The 20,582-nt window shown below is 47.8% G+C and carries 21 protein-coding genes; 11 read left to right on the top strand and 10 right to left on the bottom strand.

Annotated features, from left to right (window positions below; translation table 11 throughout):
• The first annotated feature begins 90 nt into the window (after window positions 1-90).
• Together KNO70_RS12020 and KNO70_RS12015 are read left to right on the top strand one after the other, a co-directional pair.
• Window positions 91-1,728, top strand: a complete 1,638-nt coding sequence (locus KNO70_RS12020; protein WP_015880418.1) for an ABC transporter permease — start codon at window positions 91-93, stop codon at window positions 1,726-1,728.
• The gene (locus KNO70_RS12015; protein WP_214688920.1) at window positions 1,728-2,435 is read left to right on the top strand and encodes an ABC transporter ATP-binding protein; all 708 of its coding nucleotides are present in this window, start codon (window positions 1,728-1,730) and stop codon (window positions 2,433-2,435) included. The genes KNO70_RS12020 and KNO70_RS12015 overlap by 1 nt, the downstream gene beginning before the upstream one ends.
• A gap of 47 nt (window positions 2,436-2,482) precedes the next feature.
• Here the strand turns inward: KNO70_RS12015 and KNO70_RS12010 are convergent, their stop codons facing one another.
• The 4 genes from KNO70_RS12010 to KNO70_RS11995 form a co-directional block, all read right to left on the bottom strand.
• Window positions 2,483-2,929: a hypothetical protein gene (locus tag KNO70_RS12010; RefSeq protein WP_214688918.1), complete on the bottom strand. Its 447-nt coding sequence runs from the start codon at window positions 2,927-2,929 to the stop codon at window positions 2,483-2,485.
• 104 nt (window positions 2,930-3,033) lie between these two features.
• Window positions 3,034-3,933, bottom strand: coding sequence for a class F sortase (locus KNO70_RS12005; RefSeq protein WP_214688916.1), 900 nt, complete (start codon window positions 3,931-3,933; stop codon window positions 3,034-3,036).
• 19 nt (window positions 3,934-3,952) lie between these two features.
• Window positions 3,953-5,293 (bottom strand): copper amine oxidase, encoded by a 1,341-nt coding sequence (locus KNO70_RS12000; RefSeq protein WP_214685065.1) that lies wholly within the window; start codon window positions 5,291-5,293, stop codon window positions 3,953-3,955.
• Window positions 5,294-5,378: 85 nt separating this feature from the next.
• The gene (locus KNO70_RS11995; RefSeq protein ID WP_214688914.1) at window positions 5,379-6,158 is read right to left on the bottom strand and encodes an AraC family transcriptional regulator; all 780 of its coding nucleotides are present in this window, start codon (window positions 6,156-6,158) and stop codon (window positions 5,379-5,381) included.
• Window positions 6,159-6,281: 123 nt separating this feature from the next.
• Between KNO70_RS11995 and KNO70_RS11990 the strand changes: the two genes are divergently transcribed.
• Together KNO70_RS11990 and KNO70_RS11985 are read left to right on the top strand one after the other, a co-directional pair.
• Window positions 6,282-7,931, top strand: coding sequence for a glycoside hydrolase family 13 protein (locus KNO70_RS11990; protein WP_214688912.1), 1,650 nt, complete (start codon window positions 6,282-6,284; stop codon window positions 7,929-7,931).
• 103 nt (window positions 7,932-8,034) lie between these two features.
• Complete coding sequence (locus KNO70_RS11985) at window positions 8,035-8,541, top strand: flavodoxin domain-containing protein (RefSeq protein ID WP_078146086.1); 507 nt, start codon at window positions 8,035-8,037, stop codon at window positions 8,539-8,541.
• Here the strand turns inward: KNO70_RS11985 and KNO70_RS11980 are convergent.
• Window positions 8,505-10,103, bottom strand: a complete 1,599-nt coding sequence (locus KNO70_RS11980; RefSeq protein WP_214688910.1) for a glycoside hydrolase family 55 protein — start codon at window positions 10,101-10,103, stop codon at window positions 8,505-8,507. The two genes, KNO70_RS11985 and KNO70_RS11980, sit on opposite strands and share 37 nt — an antisense overlap.
• Window positions 10,104-10,364: 261 nt before the next feature.
• Between KNO70_RS11980 and KNO70_RS11975 the strand changes: the two genes are divergently transcribed.
• The 4 genes from KNO70_RS11975 to KNO70_RS11960 all read left to right on the top strand — a co-directional run bounded on the left by KNO70_RS11975 (window position 10,365) and on the right by KNO70_RS11960 (window position 12,163).
• Window positions 10,365-10,565 carry a cold-shock protein gene (locus tag KNO70_RS11975; protein WP_015880427.1) on the top strand — a complete coding sequence of 67 codons (201 nt, stop codon included), beginning with the start codon at window positions 10,365-10,367 and terminating at the stop codon, window positions 10,563-10,565.
• Window positions 10,566-10,682: 117 nt separating this feature from the next.
• A complete protein-coding gene (locus tag KNO70_RS11970; protein WP_143404742.1) occupies window positions 10,683-11,096 on the top strand; it encodes a pyridoxamine 5'-phosphate oxidase family protein in 414 nt (137 codons plus the stop codon).
• A gap of 183 nt (window positions 11,097-11,279) precedes the next feature.
• Window positions 11,280-11,786 carry a DoxX family membrane protein gene (locus KNO70_RS11965; RefSeq protein WP_015880429.1) on the top strand — a complete coding sequence of 169 codons (507 nt, stop codon included), beginning with the start codon at window positions 11,280-11,282 and terminating at the stop codon, window positions 11,784-11,786.
• Between the two features lie 80 nt (window positions 11,787-11,866).
• Entirely contained in the window at window positions 11,867-12,163 is a 297-nt protein-coding gene (locus KNO70_RS11960; RefSeq protein ID WP_015880430.1) for a DUF3817 domain-containing protein, read from the top strand.
• 21 nt (window positions 12,164-12,184) lie between these two features.
• Here KNO70_RS11960 and KNO70_RS11955 read toward each other — a convergent pair whose 3' ends face one another.
• Complete coding sequence (locus KNO70_RS11955; protein WP_214688908.1) at window positions 12,185-13,438, bottom strand: MFS transporter; 1,254 nt, start codon at window positions 13,436-13,438, stop codon at window positions 12,185-12,187.
• 109 nt (window positions 13,439-13,547) lie between these two features.
• Between KNO70_RS11955 and KNO70_RS11950 the strand changes: the two genes are divergently transcribed.
• Entirely contained in the window at window positions 13,548-14,738 is a 1,191-nt protein-coding gene (locus KNO70_RS11950) for a helix-turn-helix domain-containing protein (protein WP_078146089.1), read from the top strand.
• A gap of 4 nt (window positions 14,739-14,742) precedes the next feature.
• On the opposite strand, the gene KNO70_RS11945 is transcribed toward KNO70_RS11950, so the two are convergent.
• Window positions 14,743-15,750 carry a S66 family peptidase gene (locus KNO70_RS11945; protein WP_078146090.1) on the bottom strand — a complete coding sequence of 336 codons (1,008 nt, stop codon included), beginning with the start codon at window positions 15,748-15,750 and terminating at the stop codon, window positions 14,743-14,745.
• A 63-nt stretch (window positions 15,751-15,813) separates the two neighbouring features.
• Window positions 15,814-16,140: a winged helix-turn-helix transcriptional regulator gene (locus KNO70_RS11940; protein WP_015880434.1), complete on the bottom strand. Its 327-nt coding sequence runs from the start codon at window positions 16,138-16,140 to the stop codon at window positions 15,814-15,816.
• A gap of 106 nt (window positions 16,141-16,246) precedes the next feature.
• Between KNO70_RS11940 and KNO70_RS11935 the strand changes: the two genes are divergently transcribed.
• The gene (locus KNO70_RS11935; RefSeq protein WP_214688906.1) at window positions 16,247-17,050 is read left to right on the top strand and encodes a VOC family protein; all 804 of its coding nucleotides are present in this window, start codon (window positions 16,247-16,249) and stop codon (window positions 17,048-17,050) included.
• A gap of 13 nt (window positions 17,051-17,063) precedes the next feature.
• On the opposite strand, the gene KNO70_RS11930 is transcribed toward KNO70_RS11935, so the two are convergent.
• Together KNO70_RS11930 and KNO70_RS11925 are read right to left on the bottom strand one after the other, a co-directional pair.
• Entirely contained in the window at window positions 17,064-18,056 is a 993-nt protein-coding gene (locus tag KNO70_RS11930) for a 5'-3' exonuclease (protein WP_031424353.1), read from the bottom strand.
• A gap of 199 nt (window positions 18,057-18,255) precedes the next feature.
• The gene (locus KNO70_RS11925) at window positions 18,256-19,578 is read right to left on the bottom strand and encodes a hemolysin family protein (protein WP_240499772.1); all 1,323 of its coding nucleotides are present in this window, start codon (window positions 19,576-19,578) and stop codon (window positions 18,256-18,258) included.
• 189 nt (window positions 19,579-19,767) lie between these two features.
• On the opposite strand from KNO70_RS11925, the gene KNO70_RS11920 reads away from it, so the two are divergent.
• A complete protein-coding gene (locus KNO70_RS11920; protein WP_015880438.1) occupies window positions 19,768-20,565 on the top strand; it encodes a glucose 1-dehydrogenase in 798 nt (265 codons plus the stop codon).
• The last annotated feature ends 17 nt before the right edge of the window (window positions 20,566-20,582 follow it).

Genomic DNA, 20,582 nt, shown 5'->3' with positions numbered 1-20,582 from the left:
GTTCTTCACACCCTAAGCGCTACACGGGATGCACAGAAACTGATATGATGGGACAGGAATTGATAGTTTACAGAACGGGAGCGGTACGACATGAACTGGCACGCAGTAAAACGACAACTGAATGGATGGGCGATCCTCAGCTTTCTCGCGATTTTATTGATCGTCTTGCCGGGAATTGTCGTGCTCGTCGAATTGTTCGCCCCGGTCAATGACAATTGGCAGCACATTCAGGAGTACCTGTTGCCCCGTTACGTGAGAAACACGTTGTTCATTATGGTGGCTACCGGTGTCTTGACGACCGTGATCGGGACGAGCCTCGCTTGGTTCGTGACCGTCTATGATTTCCCGTTCCGTCGCTTCTTTAAATGGGCACTCATCCTGCCGCTCGCGATTCCGCCTTATATCGGGGCGTATACGTATCACGGCATTTTAAATTACACCGGAGTGATCCAAACGACGCTACGAAATCAGTTCGGGATCACCGTCGATCAGTCGTACTTCAACATCATGTCGATTCAAGGAACCGTGTTTATTTTCACGTTGTTCCTCTATCCATATATTTATACGATCACACGAGCGTTCTTGCATAACCAATCATCCTCGATGATTGAGAACGCGCGGATTCTCGGTCGTGGCTCATGGGACATTTTCTTCACCGTCGTCATACCGATTTCTCGAGTCGCCATCATCGGCGGTGTCAGTCTCGTCTTGATGGAAGTGCTCAACGACTATGGTGTCGTGAAATACTTCGGGATCCAGACGTTCAGTACCGCTATTTTTAGCACATGGTTCGGGATGAAGGATACGTCGTCGGCGCTGAAGCTTGCGGGCACACTCATGATTCTCGTCATCGCCATTTTGACGATGGAACGACTCGTCCGGGGAAGGAAGCAATTCAGTTACGCTTCGACGAAAGTAAAACCGCTCAAACCGAGACCGCTGCAAGGTTGGCATCGCTATGCGGTATTCGCATATGTTTCGCTCGTCTTTGCGATTGCATTCGTCATTCCGTTCACGCAGTTGACGGCTTGGACGTTCCTGACGTTCGATACGGTCTTCACGGAAGAATTTTGGCAACTCGTTTGGAATACGGTACGAGTCGCCTTTACCGCAACCGTGATCATCTTACTGTTCGCACTCATCATTGCGAACTATACACGACTCTTCCCGTCGAACATGACGCGTGTCATTTCGAAAGTGACGACGCTTGGGTATTCGATTCCGGGAGCGGCCATCGCCATTGCGGTCATCACGCTCTTCTTGTGGCTCGATGACAAAGTGCTCAATTTGGCACGGGCGCTCGACTTGAGTCAGACATTCGTGTTCCGGACGACGCTCATCATGCTCATCTTTGCCTACGTCATCCGCTTCCTCGCCATCGGCTACAACTCGATCGAGAGCGGGTTTGAGAAAGTAGGGAAGTCGTTTACCGAAGCATCCCGTATGCTGGGGTGGAATACGGTCCAAACGTTCTTTCGCGTCGATATCCCGATGATCAAAGGCGCCATCATGAGCGCGTTTATCCTCGTCTTTATTGATATTATGAAAGAGTTGCCATTGACGCTCTTTTTACAACCATTTAACTTTTCGACGCTTGCGACACAGGCGTTCAAATACGTGAGTGATGAGAAGATTCACGAAGCGGCACTCGCTTCCATCGTCATCGTCCTCATGAGTGGACTGTTGATATTCGTTTCCCACAAGGTGCTTGATAAGGAGGCCGACTAATGTTTGTTCAAATCAATGATTTACATTTTAGCTATAAAGGTGCGCATGAAGAGACCATCAAAGGGTTCTCGATTTCAATCACGAAAGGTGAAATCGTCTCACTTCTTGGGGACAGCGGATCGGGGAAGAGTACGATTCTCCGTTTGATCGCAGGACTCGAGATGCCGAACCAGGGCGTCGTCGTCGTGAATAACTGTGTCTGTTGCGACGATTGCCAGTTCATGCCGCCAGAAGATCGTGGCGTGGGGATGGTCTTCCAAGACTATGCACTCTTCCCGCACATGACCGTTGAAAAGAACATTCGATTCGGTCTTCATAAACTGAACCGCAAGGAGCGGAATGCGCGTGTCGAAGAGATGCTCGCGCTCGTCAACTTGACGGAATTCCGTCACCGTTATCCGTACGAACTCAGTGGGGGACAACAACAGCGTGTCGCGCTCGCGCGTGCGCTCGCACCGAAGCCGGCGCTCTTGATTCTAGACGAACCGTTCAGTAATTTGGATACGTCACTTCAACACCGGATTCGCGACGATTTGCGTCGTCTCTTGAAGCAGACGGGCACGACGACGATCTTTGTGACGCATGACGAAGAAGATGCTGAGGCACTTGCCGACCGCATCGTCTACCTCGGAGAAGGCAAAATTAAAAAGCAGGTCATGACGGAGAACAACAAGACGTTCAATCCGCAAATTCCTTGCTTCGTATAAGTTCCGCGCACTCATTGATGAAATGGGTGCGTTTTTCTGTGGGTCCATCATTCGATGAAGCGATGGTCTAAAACAGATAGGTGTTCCTGCCAATCTGGCCAAGAGGACTGGAGCGATGTAATCAATTCGTTCCCCCCGAAGCTGATCGTACTTTCGTGAGATGCATAAATGACCCAGTTCATGTGTTGGTCAAACCAATAACGTTCTAAATAACGTCCGTCATAACAAGGATCCAAGGAATCGGTATCGATTTGCCAGAGCGTAAGGTCTTCATGTAGTTCAAAGACGACATCCGCGCCTCGACGCAATATCCATTGTTGGATTTCCTTGATTTTTTGATCATTCTCTTCAATATAGTCACTATCGAATGCGATCACATCGGGGCGCCCAGCAGTCGATAGAGGGTACCAATAATGTGAATCGGTCACAGCCCAAATGGCGCGAATTCTTCTCTTCACTTGACTGGCGAGAGGTGATGAAAGTTGAGTCCTCATGACGTGTAAACTCCTTATCCTAAAGTTGATGTATGTGTTGCTATCTTCACTATACATGGGAAATAGAAAAACGTCCTTAGCGTTTATCTAAGGACGTTTCGTGCCTACTTCGCTGTCTGAGACGGTTTCGACTCATTTCCAAGCTGGTCAATCGCAGTCACGTAGTAGGATGCATTGCTCTCATTTGTGACTTCGATACTTTTTCGTGCATGGGATGGGATACTTTCGATATGAGTCGCTTTTCCGTCGATGACTTCATAGATTCGATATCCAATCACGCTCTCTTGACGAACGGCGTGCCATGTCAATAAGTTACCTTTCAGTTCGACTGCCGTCGGTGTCTCGAGATTGACAGTTTCGTTCAGTTCGGTATCCACCAGCTCTGTATAGACGACGAATCGTTCATCATAGCCCCCGTCCCCGAACGTACCCGAACAGGTAATCAAATTTAAGTTCCGATTTGATGTGGCACCGAAAATCTCTTCGATTGGCGCGGTTTTCGTATCATAGCGTTCTGTTTTTGTGACGCGGAACCGGAGTGTGTTACCCGCTTCATCTTGAATCAGAACGTCATCGCCTTCTTTGAGTTGATCGAGTTGATAAAAGATAGCCGGGCCGGTCTTGCTGTCGACATGACCGGCGATCACGGCATTTCCTTTGCTCCCTGGTGTCACACCAGGTTCGAACCACCCGACCTGGTTCTCGTCTTCTGGTACGCCCATCTGTCCATTGTCTAGGACCCCAACTTGTTCAATTGCCGTATCGACATCAATTTTAGGGATCTGGATTTGAACAGGGGTGACGGCCTTGGCGTTTTCTTCTTCCTCGGCTAAACGTAGCTTTTTCACCTCTTCCTGTAGAAGTGAGAATTCAGCCGTTAAATCCGGGCTCTCCTCTATTTGTTTTTCTTCTACAGGTGGTGACGACGATTCTTGGGCACTCGTCCACGTCCAGAAGCTAAAACAAAAGAGAGAGAGAGCCAGAAACAAAAGGCGCTTGTTCATGGGACTCCCTCCTTATTGATTATTGTTCAGACACTTTACGTTTGCGAAGCGTTACGAAGGCGAGTAAGATTCCGCCAAGTACAGCTAATCCAGCGTAGAGTGTGTTCATTGATTGTTCTTGTGCACCACCGAGACCTGTTTCAGGCATCTCTTCAGGCATCATTGTTTCTTCGAACTTGTCAGGCATTTGTGTCACGATCGCGTTACCGAGTGTTTCACCAACACCGAACATGAACGCATATCCTTCACGGAATGACATCCAAGCCGCTTCTGCATCGCCAGCGACATATTGATCGAATGTGTCGAGTACGAGCGCTTCGTGCTGTTTGATTGCTTCTTCACCGGCAGCTTGTGGTAAGTTCCCTTCTGTTGCTGCATCGAGGAATGTGCTGAAGTCGACAGCGAATTGGTCGAGGCGCATCCGCGCATCTTCGATCATCGCTTCGTCGCCTTCGAGTGTAGCGGCAACGATGTCACCTTGTGCTGTGATGTGATCGGAGTTCCATACTTTCTCGAATTGTGCTGCACCTTCGTCACCATATACGGATGCGATGGCTGCTTTGAAGTCGAGTGTGTTCTGGTCTTCTGCCCATGTCACGTAGTCATAGTCCTCTGCTTGGTCGTACCCTTTTTGCATACCGATCGCAGCGAGGGCGAAGTGCTCACCTGCAAGACTGTTCAATGTTGAGCGGAGTTCAACAGCTGGTGTGTCGGCTCCAGTCGTAAATTTGTCAGGCATTTGTGTGACGATTGCACCCGAGAGAGCTTTACTGATGTTGAACATGTGCTTGTAGCCTTCACGGAACGTCATGTAAGCTTCTTCGTAATCTCCTTCGACATAGTTATCGAATACAGAGAGGACTTGGTCTTCATGAAGTTCGAGTGCATCAGCTGCTGCGTCCTTCGGTAAGTTCCCTTCTGTCGCTGCATCGAGGAATGTTGAGAATTCTTCTACGAACTCATCGACTTCCGCTTCCGCTTCCATGCGTAGTTCTTGGTTGTCTGATTTTGCCGCTTCTACGAAATCAGCTGAGTAGTCGTTATGACCACGGAAGATTTCCTCGAATTGTGCAGCGCCTTCTTCACCGTAGATGGAAGCGATGGCTGGTGTCATGTCGAGCGCGTTTTGATCGAGAGCTTGATCCGCGACCTCAGCATCTGCTGCCTCGTCGTACCCTTTCATCATCGATGTGACGGCTAATACGTAGTGCTCAGATAAGAGTTGATCGAGTGTGGCGCGAAGGTCACCTGCTGGTGTACTTGCTGTCGGCGTGTGATCCGCTGCCTGTGCGTTGACTGGTACGAGTAGTCCTAAGGCTAGTGCCGGTGCTACGATTTTGTTTAACGTCGTCTTCTTCATGGGTAATCGCTCCTTTTCGTAAGTGAGTGTTGTCGTTATTTACACCCATCTAACGGAGCGGTTCAAAAAATGGATCACTCTTTTTTTATTTTTTTTCGTTTTTTTGTTGAAGAGTGCGATAAACCCCTGGTGCGACGCCATATTTTCGTTTAAAAATTCTGTGGAAATATGGATAGCTTCGAAATCCAGACAGTTCCGCTATCGTTTCTAACGAATGTTTTGTATAGCGCATTTGCTCTTCGGCAAGCTGCAACCGAATCGATTGTGCATATTCGATGATCGTCATCCCGGTCCCTTCTTTAAAGAGATGAACCGTCCGTGAAACGCTCAGTCCGACGGCGTCGGCGACGTCTGAAACTTTGAAGTCACTCGTGACGTGTGCTTCGATAAAGCGCATCATACGAGAGACGACTGGAGGTCGCGCCTGGGAATGCACATCTTGAATCGAACGATCGAGCATGAGTAGAAGCGCCCGAACGAGTGTTTCAATTAAAACGGCACTTTGTTCAGACGGTGGACGGCGTACTTCCTCCGTAATGTGTTGCCATAGCGAAAGAAGGCGTGAATCGATGGCGATGGTATTCAATCGCCCCCGTGGAGTCGCATGCCACCATGTATCGATTGAATGTCCGGTGCAAAAGATATGATAGTCTCCGCTCGCGGGTGTATCGACATGCATTTCATAGAAGTCACCCGGACGGACAATCAATACGTCACCAGGTCGTGTGATCATCGTTTCCCCATTGACCACAATCCGAGCCGTTCCTTCCGTTTGTAAGCGAATCAGATACGTATCGAGTAAGTTTGCGAATGGAAAAGTGTAGGTCGTTGTATGATAAGAATAGCCACAAAAGCCGATTTCCATAATAGTCTCCTCATTTTATAGCAAAATTGTACATATCTTAATCATATCATGGATGGTCATGAATCCTTGAAGACAGTACGATGAAAGCGTTGAAACGGAAATGAACTTCAAGGAGGACGTAACATGAAACAATGGTGGAAAGAAGCGGTCGTATATCAAATTTATCCACGTAGCTTCAATGACTCAAACGGTGATGGGATTGGTGACATCCAAGGGATCACGGAGAAGATGTCTTATTTGGCAGAACTCGGGATCGACGTCATCTGGCTCTCGCCGGTATACGATTCACCGAACGACGACAATGGATACGATATTCGTGATTACCGTGCCATCATGAACGAGTTTGGTACGATGAATGACTTCGATGCGATGCTTGAAGAAGCACACCGTCACGGGATTAAAATCATGATGGACCTCGTCGTCAATCACTCTTCGGACGAACACCAATGGTTCATGGAGTCACGTTCTTCAAAAGACAGCCCATATCGTGACTATTACATTTGGAAAAAAGGGAAAGATGGTCAACCTCCGACGAACTGGGGGGCTTTCTTCGGCGGCAGCGCTTGGCAGTATGATGAGGCGAGTGATGAGTACTACCTCCACCTCTTCAGTAAGAAACAACCGGATTTGAACTGGGAAAGCGAGACGCTTCGTCGTGAAGTGTACGACCTCATGACATATTGGCTCGATAAAGGGGTCGACGGGTTCCGGATGGACGTCATCAATATGATTTCAAAAGACCCGAGCTATCCAGACGGTCAAACGCAAGGAACGGGGTATGGAGACGGGACACCATTCTTCTTTAACGGACCACGCATCCATGAATTCATGCAGGAGATGAATCGTGAAGTCTTATCGAAATACGACACGATCACGGTCGGGGAGATGCCAGGGGTCAGTGTGGAGGAAGCGAAACTGTATACGGGTGAAGACCGCAACGAACTGAACATGGTCTTTCATTTTGAACATGTGGACGTCGGGAACGGGAGCTTCGGCAAGTGGAATCCGACAGACTGGAAGTTGACTGAGCTGAAGACGATTTTCTCGCGTTGGCAAGAAGGGCTCGAAGAGGAAGGATGGAACAGCCTGTACTGGAGTAACCATGACCAGCCCCGTGCCATCTCGCGCTTTGGAAACGATTCGCCTGAATATCGCGTCCGTTCCGGGAAGATGCTCGCGACACTTCTTCATCTATTGAAAGGGACACCTTACATTTATCAAGGGGAAGAGTTCGGCATGACGAACGTCGCGTTTGATTCGATCGATCAGTACCGAGATATTGAGACGTTGAACGCCTACCGTGATTACACATCAAAAGGGTTGTTGACGCACGACGAGATTTTCCGTGGCATCCATGAGCGAGGACGTGACAATTCACGCACACCGGTACAGTGGTCAGACGAAGCACATGGTGGATTTACGACAGGGACGCCGTGGATCGAGGTCAACCCGAACTATGTCGACATCAACGCGGAAGCGGCACGGAGAGATCCGAATTCACTCTTCCATTACTACCGTCAGTTGATTGCGCTACGTAAAGCCAATCCGATCGTTGTCTATGGAAAGTATGAGCTGTTGTTACCGGAAGATGAGGCGGTCTATGCATTCACACGTTCATTCGAAGGTGAGACATGGCTCGCGCTCTGTAACTTCTCCGACGAGACACAACAACGAGAGCTACCATATGACGTGAAAGAACGTGTCATCGGAAACATGGAACCGATAGAAGCGTTCACCCTTCGTCCTTATGAAGCACAAGTGTATAAACTGTGACGAAAAGCTCGCCAGACGGCGAGCTTTTTTAAGTGCAAACGTATCTTCTCTCGATGATTCGGGAATAGTGTAAGTAACGTCTGACATGAAAAGAGGGAACGACATGGGTACTTTAATCGCGTACTCTTCCAGATATGGAACGAGTGAAAAAGTGGCGGCTTTACTCGCTGAACGTCTATCGGGTGACGTTCGTGTCCAAAATATCGTAGAAGAGCCGAACGTCACGTGGGAGATGGTAGATCACGTCATCGTCGGGAGCTCGATTCGAATGGGCACGATCCAAGACGAGATGAAGGAATGGTTGACGCTTCACGAAGCACACTTGCTTGAGCGTCCCCTCGCTTTATATTTGTGTGCCGGGACACCGACAGAGTCGGAACGGATTCGCGAGCTAGAAGAAGCCTATCGTGACACGCTGCGCGAACATGCCTATTTCGTCGAGGTCGTCGGGAGCGGGTATGACTTTGAACGAATGGGCTTTTTAGACAAAGCGATTGTCCGCATGATGGCCAAACAAAAAGAGAGTTCACTTCAACTCGATGACGCCAAACTGAATCAACTCGTGGAAACCGCTCAAACGTCTGAGCGCACCCGGTCTGAAAATCCTTGAGCGAGTAGATTATGCGCCTCAATCGGGCTTTTCGTGGAGATGAGTACATCTCCGCTTTTTTTCTGCCCTTCAATCTGATGAAGAGCAAGGTGTTCGAGGTGACGACCGATTTTTAGAGCGATGGGTGCAGATTCTTGGCATCGTAAGGCATCGATGGTCACTTCATCGGTGCGGTTATCTCCGCCAAATAGTTCGAGGTCGGCTCGGGCTGTGGTAAACCCGCGCACGGAGATTCGTTTCAGCTGAACGCGTCTCGACTTGTATTGAATCGCAATTGCCGGATGCTGTTCGTAATCGTAGGTCGGGTCGCCGATCGCAGTCAAACCGTGAATCAAGACGTCCTGGTAGGCCGATACGACCAGGCTTCGTGGTGAAGATTTTGTATAGAGTGAACTGCGGACTGGCTCGACGGACACTAAGTTCGTACCAGATAGGAAGCGTGCCGTCTCCGAGTTCGGATCGTCTACTAAATGATGACCAATGTGACGAAAGTTAAATGAACGATTGTCATGCACCGAAAGATGCCCGAAGATATGAACGTCGTGTGCGGCAGATGAGGTCCCATGTGCTTTTACTTCGATGCCTCCAAAGCAACCTTCCGTTCTATTGTGAACGAGTGTGACATGCCGTGATCCGTCATCGATCTCAATTCCATTCGAATTTGAGAATCCGAGGGCGTGTGTTCGGCCGTGAGGATGATGACAATAACAGTTCGTGATGTAGATGGCATCACTGTGATGTGTGGTGATTCCGTCATCCCCATAATTCGTCGCCTCGAGGTGATCGAGATGGATATACCGACTGCCGTTTGCCGCGCGGAGTCCATCCCCTAAGTAATGATAGTGTGGAGACGTGATGTCGAACGCATGAAGACCGGCATTTTTAGCCGTCACATGATGCACCCATCCATACGTCACATGGGCAAACGTCAAGGCGCTCGATGTCGTGTCACCGCTCGTCGTCCGTTTCACATCGCCTAATCGTGCGACATTCCAATCGAGCGTCAGGTGGCATACCTCGATATGATGATTTCCTGCGAAAGGGGTGGCGTTTCGTAACAATCGTCGATGTCTCGGTGCACGATCGGACAGTTTGAGAATCGTGACGTCTTGTCCTGCGCCTTCGAGCACGCAGTTGGAAGGTAGACGAATCCCCCGAACGATATAAACGCCTGCTGGGACAAAGACACGACGGTTCGAGCGGATGGCGAGTCGAAAGGCGAGGGTACAATCCGTTTTTCCATCTCCGACAGCACCATAGTCCGTCACATCAACACGTTGTTTCGTCGTCTGCAGTAAATTCAAATATTCGGCATCGAGCCGACGCATCCAGACGGGACGAACGATGCCGTCGACTTGCTCGAGCGGAAAGGACGTGCGGACAGGGGTGATCCGTTCCGTCAATGGAATTCGACACGGGATAGATTGTTGTTGCTCAAAGTAAGAAGCTTCCCGTGTAGCACGGTGCCATTCAAGTGTTTGCTGGATGAGGTCTTCTTCCGACCAATCGGAATGAGAGGCAATCATCGATGCGATTGATTGTGGGTCCTTTACGTTTTTCATTATAAATCCTCCTAGCATCATCTTCTCTAGCATGTACCCGTTTCACCTTGTTTTTTAGCAATCAGAAGTATTTACTAGACAGAAACATCTAGTCGTGTTATATTCAATATGTGCTTAATTAAGAATAGCTGGAATCATAATTCACAAGTGCTTGGGATTATTTTTCATTAGATAATCCAGAGGCTTGTATTTTTTTTGGTCAAGTTTTTTCTAGTAAGGCACTACTATAACGCATAGCGTTTATTTCAGGAGGGTTCATTCATGAACACAGGTAAAGTAAAATGGTTTAACTCAGAAAAAGGTTACGGCTTCATCGAAATGGAAGGCGGAGACGACGTATTCGTACACTTCTCAGCAATCCAAGGCGACGGCTTCAAAACACTTGAAGAAGGCCAAGAAGTAACTTTCGAAATCACTGACGGAGCTCGTGGACCACAAGCTTCTAACGTTGAAAAAATCTAATCTTCCTTTCTAAGGAATATGATACCTGCTCGCGTCGGCGAGCAGGTTTTTTTGTGTTTAATCCCATAGTTTGAGGGAACAGTATACGAGCGACAAATCATGAAGGAGGAATTTGGAATGAGTGCAAAAGACACAGCGTTAAAGATTCTAGATGCAAGTAATGTCGGGACGATGGCGACCGTGTATAAGGTGAAACCCCACAGTCGTTACATGACATTTTTCCATGATGATTTCACACTCTACACGGCAACCTCTAACGACACAGATAAAGTAGAAGAGTTAGAAAAGAATCCATATACGCATATTTTAATCGGCTATGATGGAGATGGCGTGGGCGACACTTACTTAGAAATCCTCGGTAAAGCGACCGTGTCGGATGATGAATCGATGAAAGAGAAAGTATGGAACGAGAAACTCGAAGGATGGTTCGATGGTCCGGACGATCCAAAGCTTGTCATCCTAAAAATCGAACCGGAATCGATGCGCGTGATGAACAAGAAAGGTCAACCGCCACAAGAAGTGACACTATAATCTCCTCAAAGACACCTAAATTAGGTGTCTTTTTTTGTGGATGAATGTGAATAGAATATGGCGTACATATGGACGAATCATGAACAAAGGAAAATACATATGTGAAATAGTGAACATGAATGGTATATTGTGAATGTAATCACATTATATAATTATTTAACTTCTTGAAAGGGAGGAATTATGATGTTCACGAAATTTTGGCAAAATCATAATGTCGCTACAGCGATCTTGACGGTGTTACGTGTATGGCTCGGTTATCATTGGTTAACGGCAGGATGGGGGAAAATCACGGGAGGTTTTGGAACAGAAGGGTTCTTGAATAACGCGGTGACACTCGCTTCTGGAGAACATCCGGCCGTCGCTGGATGGTGGGCTGCATTCCTCGAAAACTTTGCGATCCCAAACGCCGGGCTATTCGATGTCTTGATTCCTTACGGTGAATTCTTGGTAGGCTTAGGATTATTGCTCGGTGCCCTCACACGTAGCGCAGCGTTCTTCGGACTCGTCATGAACATGGCGTTCTTACTATCAGGAACAGTCAGTACGAACCCAACGATGTTGATCGTATCTGTCTTGATTTTAGTTGCCGGTCATAACGCTGGAAAAATTGGGGTCGACGGGTTGTTCCTTCGCCGTTTTGTCGACACGAAAGTATTGCATCGTTCACCAAATCGTCAAATAGCCTCGTAACTTTTATGCGTTCTCTTGTGACAAACCTCTCACGTTTCGGCTACGATAGACATAGCCTACAGAAATAAAGGAGAACGCATATGACTACGACTCATTTTAAATGGCTTGGCTACACAGAAGGTGTATCCTTCTTGTTGTTACTGTTCATCGCGATGCCGTTGAAATATATGGCCGGCATTCCACTCGCGGTCAGTATCGTTGGTGCAGCACATGGTTTCTTATTTGTGGCCTATGTGCTCGCGGCGATCTACATGGCATGGCGCTTGCGCTGGGGATTCAAAGTTTTGACGCTTGCTGTCATGGCGTCCGTCATCCCATTCGGACCATTCTTATTAGAAAAACGGGTACTCCCGTCAACAGAGAAGACATCGAACTGATTCGTTCGATGTCTTTTTTCGTTACGATACACGTTCCATTGATTGGGCTGCATCTCGTTCTGCTTGGATGTCATGCCGGATTCGGTACGTAAGGACGAACGTGCAGATGAGTAGACCCACCATGCAAGCGGTGTAGAGATGGGCAACAGAGACGAGATCACTCAATACCCCGAATAGGATGAATCCAATCGGCGTAATCCCCATCGCGAGTGATTCGAGCACACCGATGACGCGCCCTAAATAGTTCGGATCCGTATTCGTTTGGAGGAACAATTGAATCGGGATGTTGACACGTACGATCAAGAAACCACTCAATAAAGCGAAGACCGCGAAAAAGAAAATTGACGTGAGGACGTTGAAGTGAAAATATAATGGAATGGCGGGTCCGACGAACAGAACGCTAAGAATGGTCAACGCGGATCGCATCGTTGCTAAGCGATGTTTGATTTTGAATAACGGTAAGGCATGAAGTAAGGAAGCGACTAAAAAACCAATGGCGACCATGCTTTCAAGGAGTCCGAATTGAAACGGGGACACACCGACTTCCTGTAACGCTGCAATCGGGAACAACACTTCCGATGCAACGAAGAAGAAGTTCAAAAATGCGGCGAGGACAGCAACTGTCCACAAGACTCTTTGTTGTTTCAAGTAAGACAGACCGGACCGTACGTCTTCCCAAGTCGATTGTTCGGTGGGTGCGACCTCTTTCTGATGAAATTTAAGTCGAGAGGCGAGAAGTGCGGCAATCATAAAGAATAGAGCTGAACTGAACAAAAAGACAGGAATCGGTATAAGCTTAAACAGTGCCCCGGCAAGAAGCGGGGTACCGATGCTTGAGATGGAGATGATACTTTGAATGAGAGAGTTGGCGCGTTGCAGTTCATCTTCCTCAAATAAAAGAGGAATCGAACTTGATAACGTGACCGATAAGAAAGTGGAAACGATCGCTAAGAAGAATGTGATGACGTAAAAAGCGGGTGCTTCAAACGTCCAAAGTAAGCTTCCAACACCTGCGAGTAAAAATAATCCTCCGTTCAAAGACTCCATCCTAATGATGACTCGCTTTCGGTCAAGTTTGTCTGCATAAGCGCCGGCGAATGGGGATAGAAGCACACGGGGTAATGTACCTGCGAGGAGAACGAAGGCGAATTGGAGCCCAGATCCGGTCGTCGTCAACACCGTGAGTCCCGCCACAAACGTAAATAAGTTGGATGCGAATAACGACATGAATTTACCGAGCAGTAAAATTGATAGATTTGAAGAGAGAAACTTCATAGAAACACTCCTTTGCAAATTAGTTAAATGTGATTTAACATTATCATAAAGGCAACGAAGTGAATTGTAAATATAAAGTTCAATATAATTTAACTTTTAGAGGTGACATATGATTGGTGAGCGCATTAAAGCATTGCGAAAACAGAAAAAAATGACTCAGACGCAGCTGGCGGAAGGGATTGTCACAAAATCGATGCTCAGTATGATTGAGAACGGAAAAGCAGAGGCATCGATGCGCAGTTTACGAGAACTTGCCAGTCGATTAGATGTCTCGATGCAACAATTATTGACCGATCCAAAAGAGGTCGAACTACAGTCGCTGGTGGAAAAGCTAGAATTTGAGGAGATGCAACTTATTTCACTACCGGATCAAAAAATTCGGGAAATGCTCAAGCCTTACTTACAGGAAGAAATGAACTCCGTGTGGCAAGGAAAAGCATATATGCTGTACGGTGATACGTACTTTCAAGAGGGCGAGAATGAGAGAGTACTAGCTTACTATGACCGCGCGATTGAGATTTTTGAGAAGCTAGGTGAGTCCGAAGAATTGGCGATGGGACGAATTAGCCAGGCTTATTATTTATTGATGTGGAACCGCTACGAGGAAGCGATTGAACGGATTGAAGCGATAGAACTACTTGATGCAAAATATATGAAAACAAAGACACGAACTGAATATGCCATGTTAATTGTATTTAAGAATCTTCTTTGTGATGAGGATTTAGAAGGGGCAATTCGACAGCTTGAAGACGTGCTCGAGTATATGACACGGACAAGAATCTACTACCGTGCGGACGACGTGTATCGCACCATTTCGATTTGCGCGCTCTATTTGAACGATGAGAAGAAAATTCATGAGTCGTTACAAAAGGCGAAGCAATATATTCAATTCACGGAAGATCGTTTGGCTGAAATCAAAGTGGCACTTTCTGAAGCGCTCTATGCGATGGAATATCGACATGTCAAACTATTAGGAAAGAACATCAAATTGATGGAATCTCTCACGACAGATGTCGAACCATTTATTGCAGCGATTTCGATGGCGAAAGGTGTGTACTACGCTTTTCGAGGGGAAACGGAAATGGGAAGAGAGTGTTTATTGGCATTATGGGAAAACAGAGATGAGTGGAAAACACATAGCTTAGTCGATATCGCGATTTACTACGAAGGTTTATTAAGGGGAACATTGAACGGATGTGGGGATGACTGGGTGCCAGTCATCGAAGAACAAGTAGCTGAATTCCCGCAAGGACTGTTTCGCAAACGTTTAGAGACATTGCTACAACAAATCAAGGGCTGACGAATCAGCCCTTGAACGTTTGAATCAATGTTCCTTTGCCATGCTCGACTTGTACAGAAGCGTGGGCCCCATTGACGAGTGTCATCTGAGGGGGTACGTGTCCGCAATCGATATCAAAAAAGATAGGAACTTCTAACATATGATGAAGCTCCTCGTATACCATTTCGACCGTATAGTCTTGATGCACAGAGGGGGCGTCACTCCGTCCGAACAAAATACCAGACGTATGATCGAACCAACCGGCCCACTTCATTTGAAGGAGGGTCCTTTTTAATGCTGGGACGTTCAGCTCAGCGTTCTCAAAATACCAAAGAATCGGTTCATCGTTCAGGTGATCGCGTTGGAACGTCTTGACGTCTCCATACGGTGTCCCGATTGTATGTAAGAGCACATCGAGACATCCACCGAGCAAGCGCCCCGTTGCGTTTTGACTACCGATCGCTTTCCATTCGGTCGTCTCCGTCAGATGAAACAGATGTGGCGTCGGATTATCATGCTGCCATTCGTTTTGGAACTTCTCGGACGAGCGTTGGATGACCGTCTCGTCGGTCCGCGTCGACAACACATCGAGCCAGCGCGAACTCGTCTCGTCCCACAAATCAGCACGTAAGTCGACTAAGTTTGGACCGTGGGCGGAGGCGATTCCGGTTTTTAGCGTATACACAAAAAGTAATAGACTCGTATCCGAATAACCGAGCATCCATTTTGCGGGCAAGGACTGCCACTCGATGTGATTAAGGATTTCCATTAAGAGTTCCCCACCCCAGGGCGGAATGATCAAGTCGACTTTGTCATCTTGAAGTAGAGATGTCAGTTCATGTGCACGGATCCGAGCCGGAGCGGATTTCCCAAATCGTTGTTTCCACGCATTCGGAGTGAATTGCAACGTGAACCCTCGATCGGAAAACTTCTGTTCCGCTTGATGCAATAAATGGTGTAATTCTTCTGGTATACCTGACGAAGGGGCGGTGACACCGATTTGATAACCGGTTAACTGTGGATAACGAATCATGACAACCTCCTGTGGATAAGTGATGTGTTCAATAGAGAAAATGGGTTATCCACATGTGGACAACTAATTAGAGCGCATCCGTTCGGCATGACGCATTCCCCATTCGTTCATCGCTTCGAGAATCGGGATCAGTGTTTTTCCGTACTCACTTAAACGATAATCGACACGGGGCGGAACTTCTGGATAGACGGTCCGGATGACGATATCCTGTTCTTCTAAGTCGCGGAGTTGTGCGGTCAATATCTTTTGGCTGATTTTTGGTAACGCGCGTTTCAACTCACTGAAACGCAATGTATCTCCATTGATCAACACGAGGAGGATGGAATGTTTCCATTTTCCTGTAATCAGTTCGAGTGCCGTATCGACTTCACAGCTTGTTATGTTAGTCACGTCGCTCTTCCTTTCCAATAGTATCGTTGAAGTAACTATACCACCTTTTTGTGCCTACTTCTGTAACATCGACCGAGCGGGTATAGTGAAGGTGAGGTGATAATATATGAAAATCGAAAAAATCGAACTCGGTCCGGTAACGCTTCGAGTCCGTGACATTGAACAGATGACACGATTTTACGTAGACGTGATTGGGATGAGTATTTTAGAAGAGAGCGAAGAGCTCATTACACTCGGTACGAAGGAACGTCCGCTTGTCATCTTGCACAGTGTCCCGCAAGCGAAAACCAATCCACGGGCGGCAGGCTTGTTCCATTTAGCTATTCTGTTCCCGAACCGTGTAGAGTTAGGAAGCATGTTGGCACATCTCATTGAGCGACGCATCGAAGTGGGGCAAGGCGACCATCTCGTGAGTGAAGCCTTCTACTTGAGCGATCCAGAAGGAAACGGGATTGAATTGTATGCCGACCGCCCGAAGGACCAATGGACGTACGAGGCAAACGGCCATGTGAAAATGGCGACCGAGCCTGTCGACTATGAATCGATGCTTCAAGCGGCAGCCAATCGGTCGTTTACTGGTTTACCGATCGGAACGATGATGGGGCACGTGCATTTTAAAGTACGCTCAATCGAGGCGGCGAAACGTTTTTATCATGATCGGCTTGGCTTCTCCATTACGACGGATTCTTATCCAGGCGCACTTTTCCTAGCAGCTGATGGCTACCACCATCACATCGGAACGAACGTGTGGGCCCGTCCGAGCGATCCTGTGGGAATGGAGACCGGAATCGAAGCATGGACGCTTCTCGTCAATGAAGAGACGAACCAGGCGTTAGGCGGAACATCGTCTGAATGGTCGTTGACCGATGAAGACGGGATTACCGTGCATATTAAAAGAACGAACGCTTGAGCGTTCGTTCTTTTTAACGTGCGGATGTTTTCTTCTGACCTGCGTTAAACGAGAGACGAAGTCCGCGTTTTTGATACGCTTGCTCGACTCGTTTTGGGTTGAGGCTGAGCTCAAGGTGAGCTAGCTTCAAATGTTCAAGTGCCGGCACCGTGACATCGAGTCGAACGAGCTCCATGTTGCGCTCTGCTTTTTTGCGTGTTCGTCTCAAGTTACGGGGCACCTCCTCTGACGTCAGTGCCGCGATCGTTTCATTTACTTGTTGTCGTTTTTCACCTTTGATGCTCAAGGCAGAATACAGCTTATCGAGCGAACCGAATCGTTTGATGAGTTGAACCGATTGGCTTTCGTCGAGCCCGGCAACTGGAGGGATTCCGTCAGAACGGTCTCCTGTCAATGCTTTGACGGCTGACAGTTGCTTCGGTTTCAATCCTTCGTATAACGCTGCAATCTCTTCTGGTCGAATTTCTAAATGACGCTTGAGCGGCAACGGACGATTATCACGAATGTCACAACGAGCCTGCATTTGCTGAAGCTCCTGTGTCTGTAACCAAACGGTGATTCGTGGACTGACAAGCTGTAACAAGTCTTTGTCTTTTGTCATGATGACGACAGGGGCACTGCAACTGAATTTACGGGCGATGTGGGCAATCAAGTCTTCCCCTTCATACCCTTCTACTTGGAATTGTGGGATTCCACTATCCTCAAGCAGTTGGCGCATGAGTTCCATCTGCGCTTTCAATTCAGGCGGTGTTTGACGTCTGCGACGTTTGTAGCCCGGGTACAGTTCTCGACGCCATAATGTTTCACGTGAGACGTCCCAGACGACGACAAAATGAGTCGGACGATGTCTGCGTAGAATCGTCCGGATGAGGCCGGTCATTCCGATGACGGCACTCCGATCGTTTTTAGATACCTCGCGTCCTTTTTTCGTTCGGCTCGCGGCGGCACCATAATAAGCACTGGCCAGCATGGAGTTACCGTCAATCAAAAATAGTTTGCGTTCCATGCGTAACCTTCTTTCTATTTCTTTCTGTTTAAACCGAACATCTCGCCATGTTTCGGTGATGTTGTGTCATTGAGTGGGTGACACTCAAATAAGCAACATATGTGCAGTATATCACGGGAAGAGGCGAAAATATAGCGACAGTTCGGTGCAAACGTGAAAAACCCTTCTCCATATTTTAGAGAAGGGTTTGAAAGATGCATCATTCAGACAGTGGTTCTTCCTCTTGATGAGAGGCGAGAATCAAGTCGACGAAGACGATGCGGTGGTTATCGACTTCACTGACAATCAGTTCATGGTTGCCAGGTAGAAGGAAGCGTTCCCCCGTTCGCGCATTCGCTTTTTGTGATAAAACGAAACCACCGACCGTATCGACGTCATCCTCGATTTCGATGCCGAACCGTTCCTCCAGTTCTTGCGTTAAAACGAGTCCTGAAAGGCGGTAATGTTTCGGAGCGACTTCTGTAATTTCAGCCTGCTCATCTCGATCGAACTCGTCTCGAATCTCGCCGACGATTTCTTCTAAAATGTCTTCAATCGTCAACAGTCCTGCCGTCCCACCATACTCATCGATGACGAGACACATCATCGTCTGCGCGTTTTGCATCTTCACCATCGCTTCTTGAAGTGGTGTGAACTCGGTGACGAGCGGCAATTGATGAATGAACGACTCGAACGGTGCATCATTTTTTGAAAGTTGGGCAGTGAAGAGTTGTTTCGCATTCACGAATCCGAGAACGTCATCGCGATCGCCATCTCGTGTGACGGGATAACGCGTATACTGGTGCTCTTCCACTACGGCGATGATCTCTTCGATCGTATCTTCTTCATCGATTGTCACCATGTTCATTCGTGGTACCATGGCATCTTTGGCGATCCGTTCGTCAAAGGAGAAGATATTTTGAACATATGCCAATTCGTTTTCGTTAATCTCACCACTACGGAAACTTTCCGTCATAATGATTTTCAATTCTTCTTCAGAGTGTGCCGTTTCCTGCGCTGTCGTCTGTACCCCGAATAAACGGAGTGTGATTCGAGCCATACTGTTCAATGCTCGAATAAACGGATAGAAGATTTTTGTGAAGACGTAGAGCGGACGTGCGACGAGCAGCGTCAACTTCTCCGCTTCGTGAACCGCGAGCGTTTTTGGCACGAGTTCACCGATGACGACATGGACGAACGCAATCAATAAGAAGGCGATCAAAAACGACAAGAATGTCACGAGAGAAGGCGATATGTTCAATTGTTCGACCAATGTGTGGATATACGTTTCGATTTGATCGGCACCAATCCACCCAAGACCGAGTGCAGAAAGCGTGATTCCGAACTGCGAGGCAGAAAGGGAGTCGTCGATATTCTCGATGACTTTTTTCGCGCTGACCGCTTTCTTATTTCCTTCGAGCACGAGCTGGTCGAGTCGAGCGCCACGCACTTTCACAATTGAAAATTCGGCTGCCACAAAAAAGGCAGTCAAAAAGATTAAAAGTGCGACGACGAGTAAGCTGAGTAACATGGGACTGTCCAACAATTCCCCCTAAAATCGGGGAGTCACCTCCATTGAGTATAAGATCAAACGTCTTTCAGGCGTTTCCTGAAAACGAATAGTTTGTTTCAGTATAGTTGATTTGTTTCAAATATTCAAAATGCAGCCAATCATGTTTGATGAAGAGGGGAATGCGGGAACTAAACCCGAGAAGATGAAGGAGGAATTGACATGGCAAACTATCCAGAGTTAAAAGGTAAGGTCGCGGTCATCACGGGCAGCTCGAAGGGGCTCGGTCGTGCCATCGGGGAACGTTACGCAAAAGAAGGGATGAGCGTTGTCCTGAATTACCGCAGCAGTGAAAAAGAGATGGAGGAAGTCATCCGTGGCATCGAGGCAGCTGGTGGGAAAGCCGTCGCCGTGAAAGGGGACGTCGCAGAAGAAGGACTCGCGGAGAAGATGATTGAGAAAGCCATCTCTGAGTTTGGAAAGATGGATATTTTCGTGAATAACGCCGGCGTTCAAGTCGAGGCAAAAACGCATGAAATGGAGTTTGATAACTGGAAGCAGATTATCGACGTCAACTTGAACGGGACGTTCCTTGGTGTCCGTGCTGCTTTAAAATACTTCGTGGAGCATGAAATCGAGGGGAACATCATCAATATGTCTTCTGTTCACGAAGTCATCCCACGTCCAGGTTATACACATTACGCAGCCAGCAAGGGTGGCGTGAAAATGTTCACGAAATCCGTCGCACTCGAATATGCACCGAACCATATTCGTGTCAATGCGATCGCACCTGGGGCGATTGATACACCAATCAACGAAGAGACGATGAGCGACCCGGAAGAGAAGAAGGGATTAGAAGCGCTTATCCCATCTCACGTCATCGGGAAGCCGGAACAAATCGCAGCCGTTGCCGCTTGGCTCGCGTCGGATGAGTCGTCCTATGTGACGGGGACAACCATCTTTGCGGACGGTGGGCTTTCGCTCTATCCGTCATTTGGTCCAGAGAACAAAGTCCAATAAACAAGAGGGTGCGATGA

Source organism: Exiguobacterium sp. s181 (genome assembly GCF_018617125.1).
Classification (GTDB): Bacteria; Bacillota; Bacilli; order Exiguobacteriales; family Exiguobacteriaceae; genus Exiguobacterium; species Exiguobacterium profundum.
The sequence above is the reverse complement of the archived record's forward strand: the minus strand, read 5'-3'. Positions and strand labels throughout refer to the sequence as shown.

Excerpts from the sequence above, each read along its gene's own strand:
- KNO70_RS11950 (WP_078146089.1), top strand. The coding sequence starts at position 13,548 with ATGATTGGTGAGCGCATTAAAGCATTGCGAAAACAGAAAAAAATGACT.
- KNO70_RS11990 (WP_214688912.1), top strand. The coding sequence starts at position 6,282 with ATGAAACAATGGTGGAAAGAAGCGGTCGTATATCAAATTTATCCACGT.
- KNO70_RS11930 (WP_031424353.1), bottom strand. The coding sequence starts at position 18,056 with ATGGAACGCAAACTATTTTTGATTGACGGTAACTCCATGCTGGCCAGT.
- KNO70_RS11955 (WP_214688908.1), bottom strand. The coding sequence starts at position 13,438 with ATGAAGTTTCTCTCTTCAAATCTATCAATTTTACTGCTCGGTAAATTC.
- KNO70_RS11970 (WP_143404742.1), top strand. The coding sequence starts at position 10,683 with ATGAGTGCAAAAGACACAGCGTTAAAGATTCTAGATGCAAGTAATGTC.
- KNO70_RS12015 (WP_214688920.1), top strand. The coding sequence starts at position 1,728 with ATGTTTGTTCAAATCAATGATTTACATTTTAGCTATAAAGGTGCGCAT.
- KNO70_RS11935 (WP_214688906.1), top strand. The coding sequence starts at position 16,247 with ATGAAAATCGAAAAAATCGAACTCGGTCCGGTAACGCTTCGAGTCCGT.
- KNO70_RS11995 (WP_214688914.1), bottom strand. The coding sequence starts at position 6,158 with ATGGAAATCGGCTTTTGTGGCTATTCTTATCATACAACGACCTACACT.
- KNO70_RS12000 (WP_214685065.1), bottom strand. The coding sequence starts at position 5,293 with ATGAAGAAGACGACGTTAAACAAAATCGTAGCACCGGCACTAGCCTTA.
- KNO70_RS11985 (WP_078146086.1), top strand. The coding sequence starts at position 8,035 with ATGGGTACTTTAATCGCGTACTCTTCCAGATATGGAACGAGTGAAAAA.
- KNO70_RS11920 (WP_015880438.1), top strand. The coding sequence starts at position 19,768 with ATGGCAAACTATCCAGAGTTAAAAGGTAAGGTCGCGGTCATCACGGGC.
- KNO70_RS11945 (WP_078146090.1), bottom strand. The coding sequence starts at position 15,750 with ATGATTCGTTATCCACAGTTAACCGGTTATCAAATCGGTGTCACCGCC.
- KNO70_RS12010 (WP_214688918.1), bottom strand. The coding sequence starts at position 2,929 with ATGAGGACTCAACTTTCATCACCTCTCGCCAGTCAAGTGAAGAGAAGA.
- KNO70_RS12020 (WP_015880418.1), top strand. The coding sequence starts at position 91 with ATGAACTGGCACGCAGTAAAACGACAACTGAATGGATGGGCGATCCTC.
- KNO70_RS12005 (WP_214688916.1), bottom strand. The coding sequence starts at position 3,933 with ATGAACAAGCGCCTTTTGTTTCTGGCTCTCTCTCTCTTTTGTTTTAGC.
- KNO70_RS11980 (WP_214688910.1), bottom strand. The coding sequence starts at position 10,103 with ATGAAAAACGTAAAGGACCCACAATCAATCGCATCGATGATTGCCTCT.
- KNO70_RS11960 (WP_015880430.1), top strand. The coding sequence starts at position 11,867 with ATGACTACGACTCATTTTAAATGGCTTGGCTACACAGAAGGTGTATCC.
- KNO70_RS11975 (WP_015880427.1), top strand. The coding sequence starts at position 10,365 with ATGAACACAGGTAAAGTAAAATGGTTTAACTCAGAAAAAGGTTACGGC.
- KNO70_RS11965 (WP_015880429.1), top strand. The coding sequence starts at position 11,280 with ATGTTCACGAAATTTTGGCAAAATCATAATGTCGCTACAGCGATCTTG.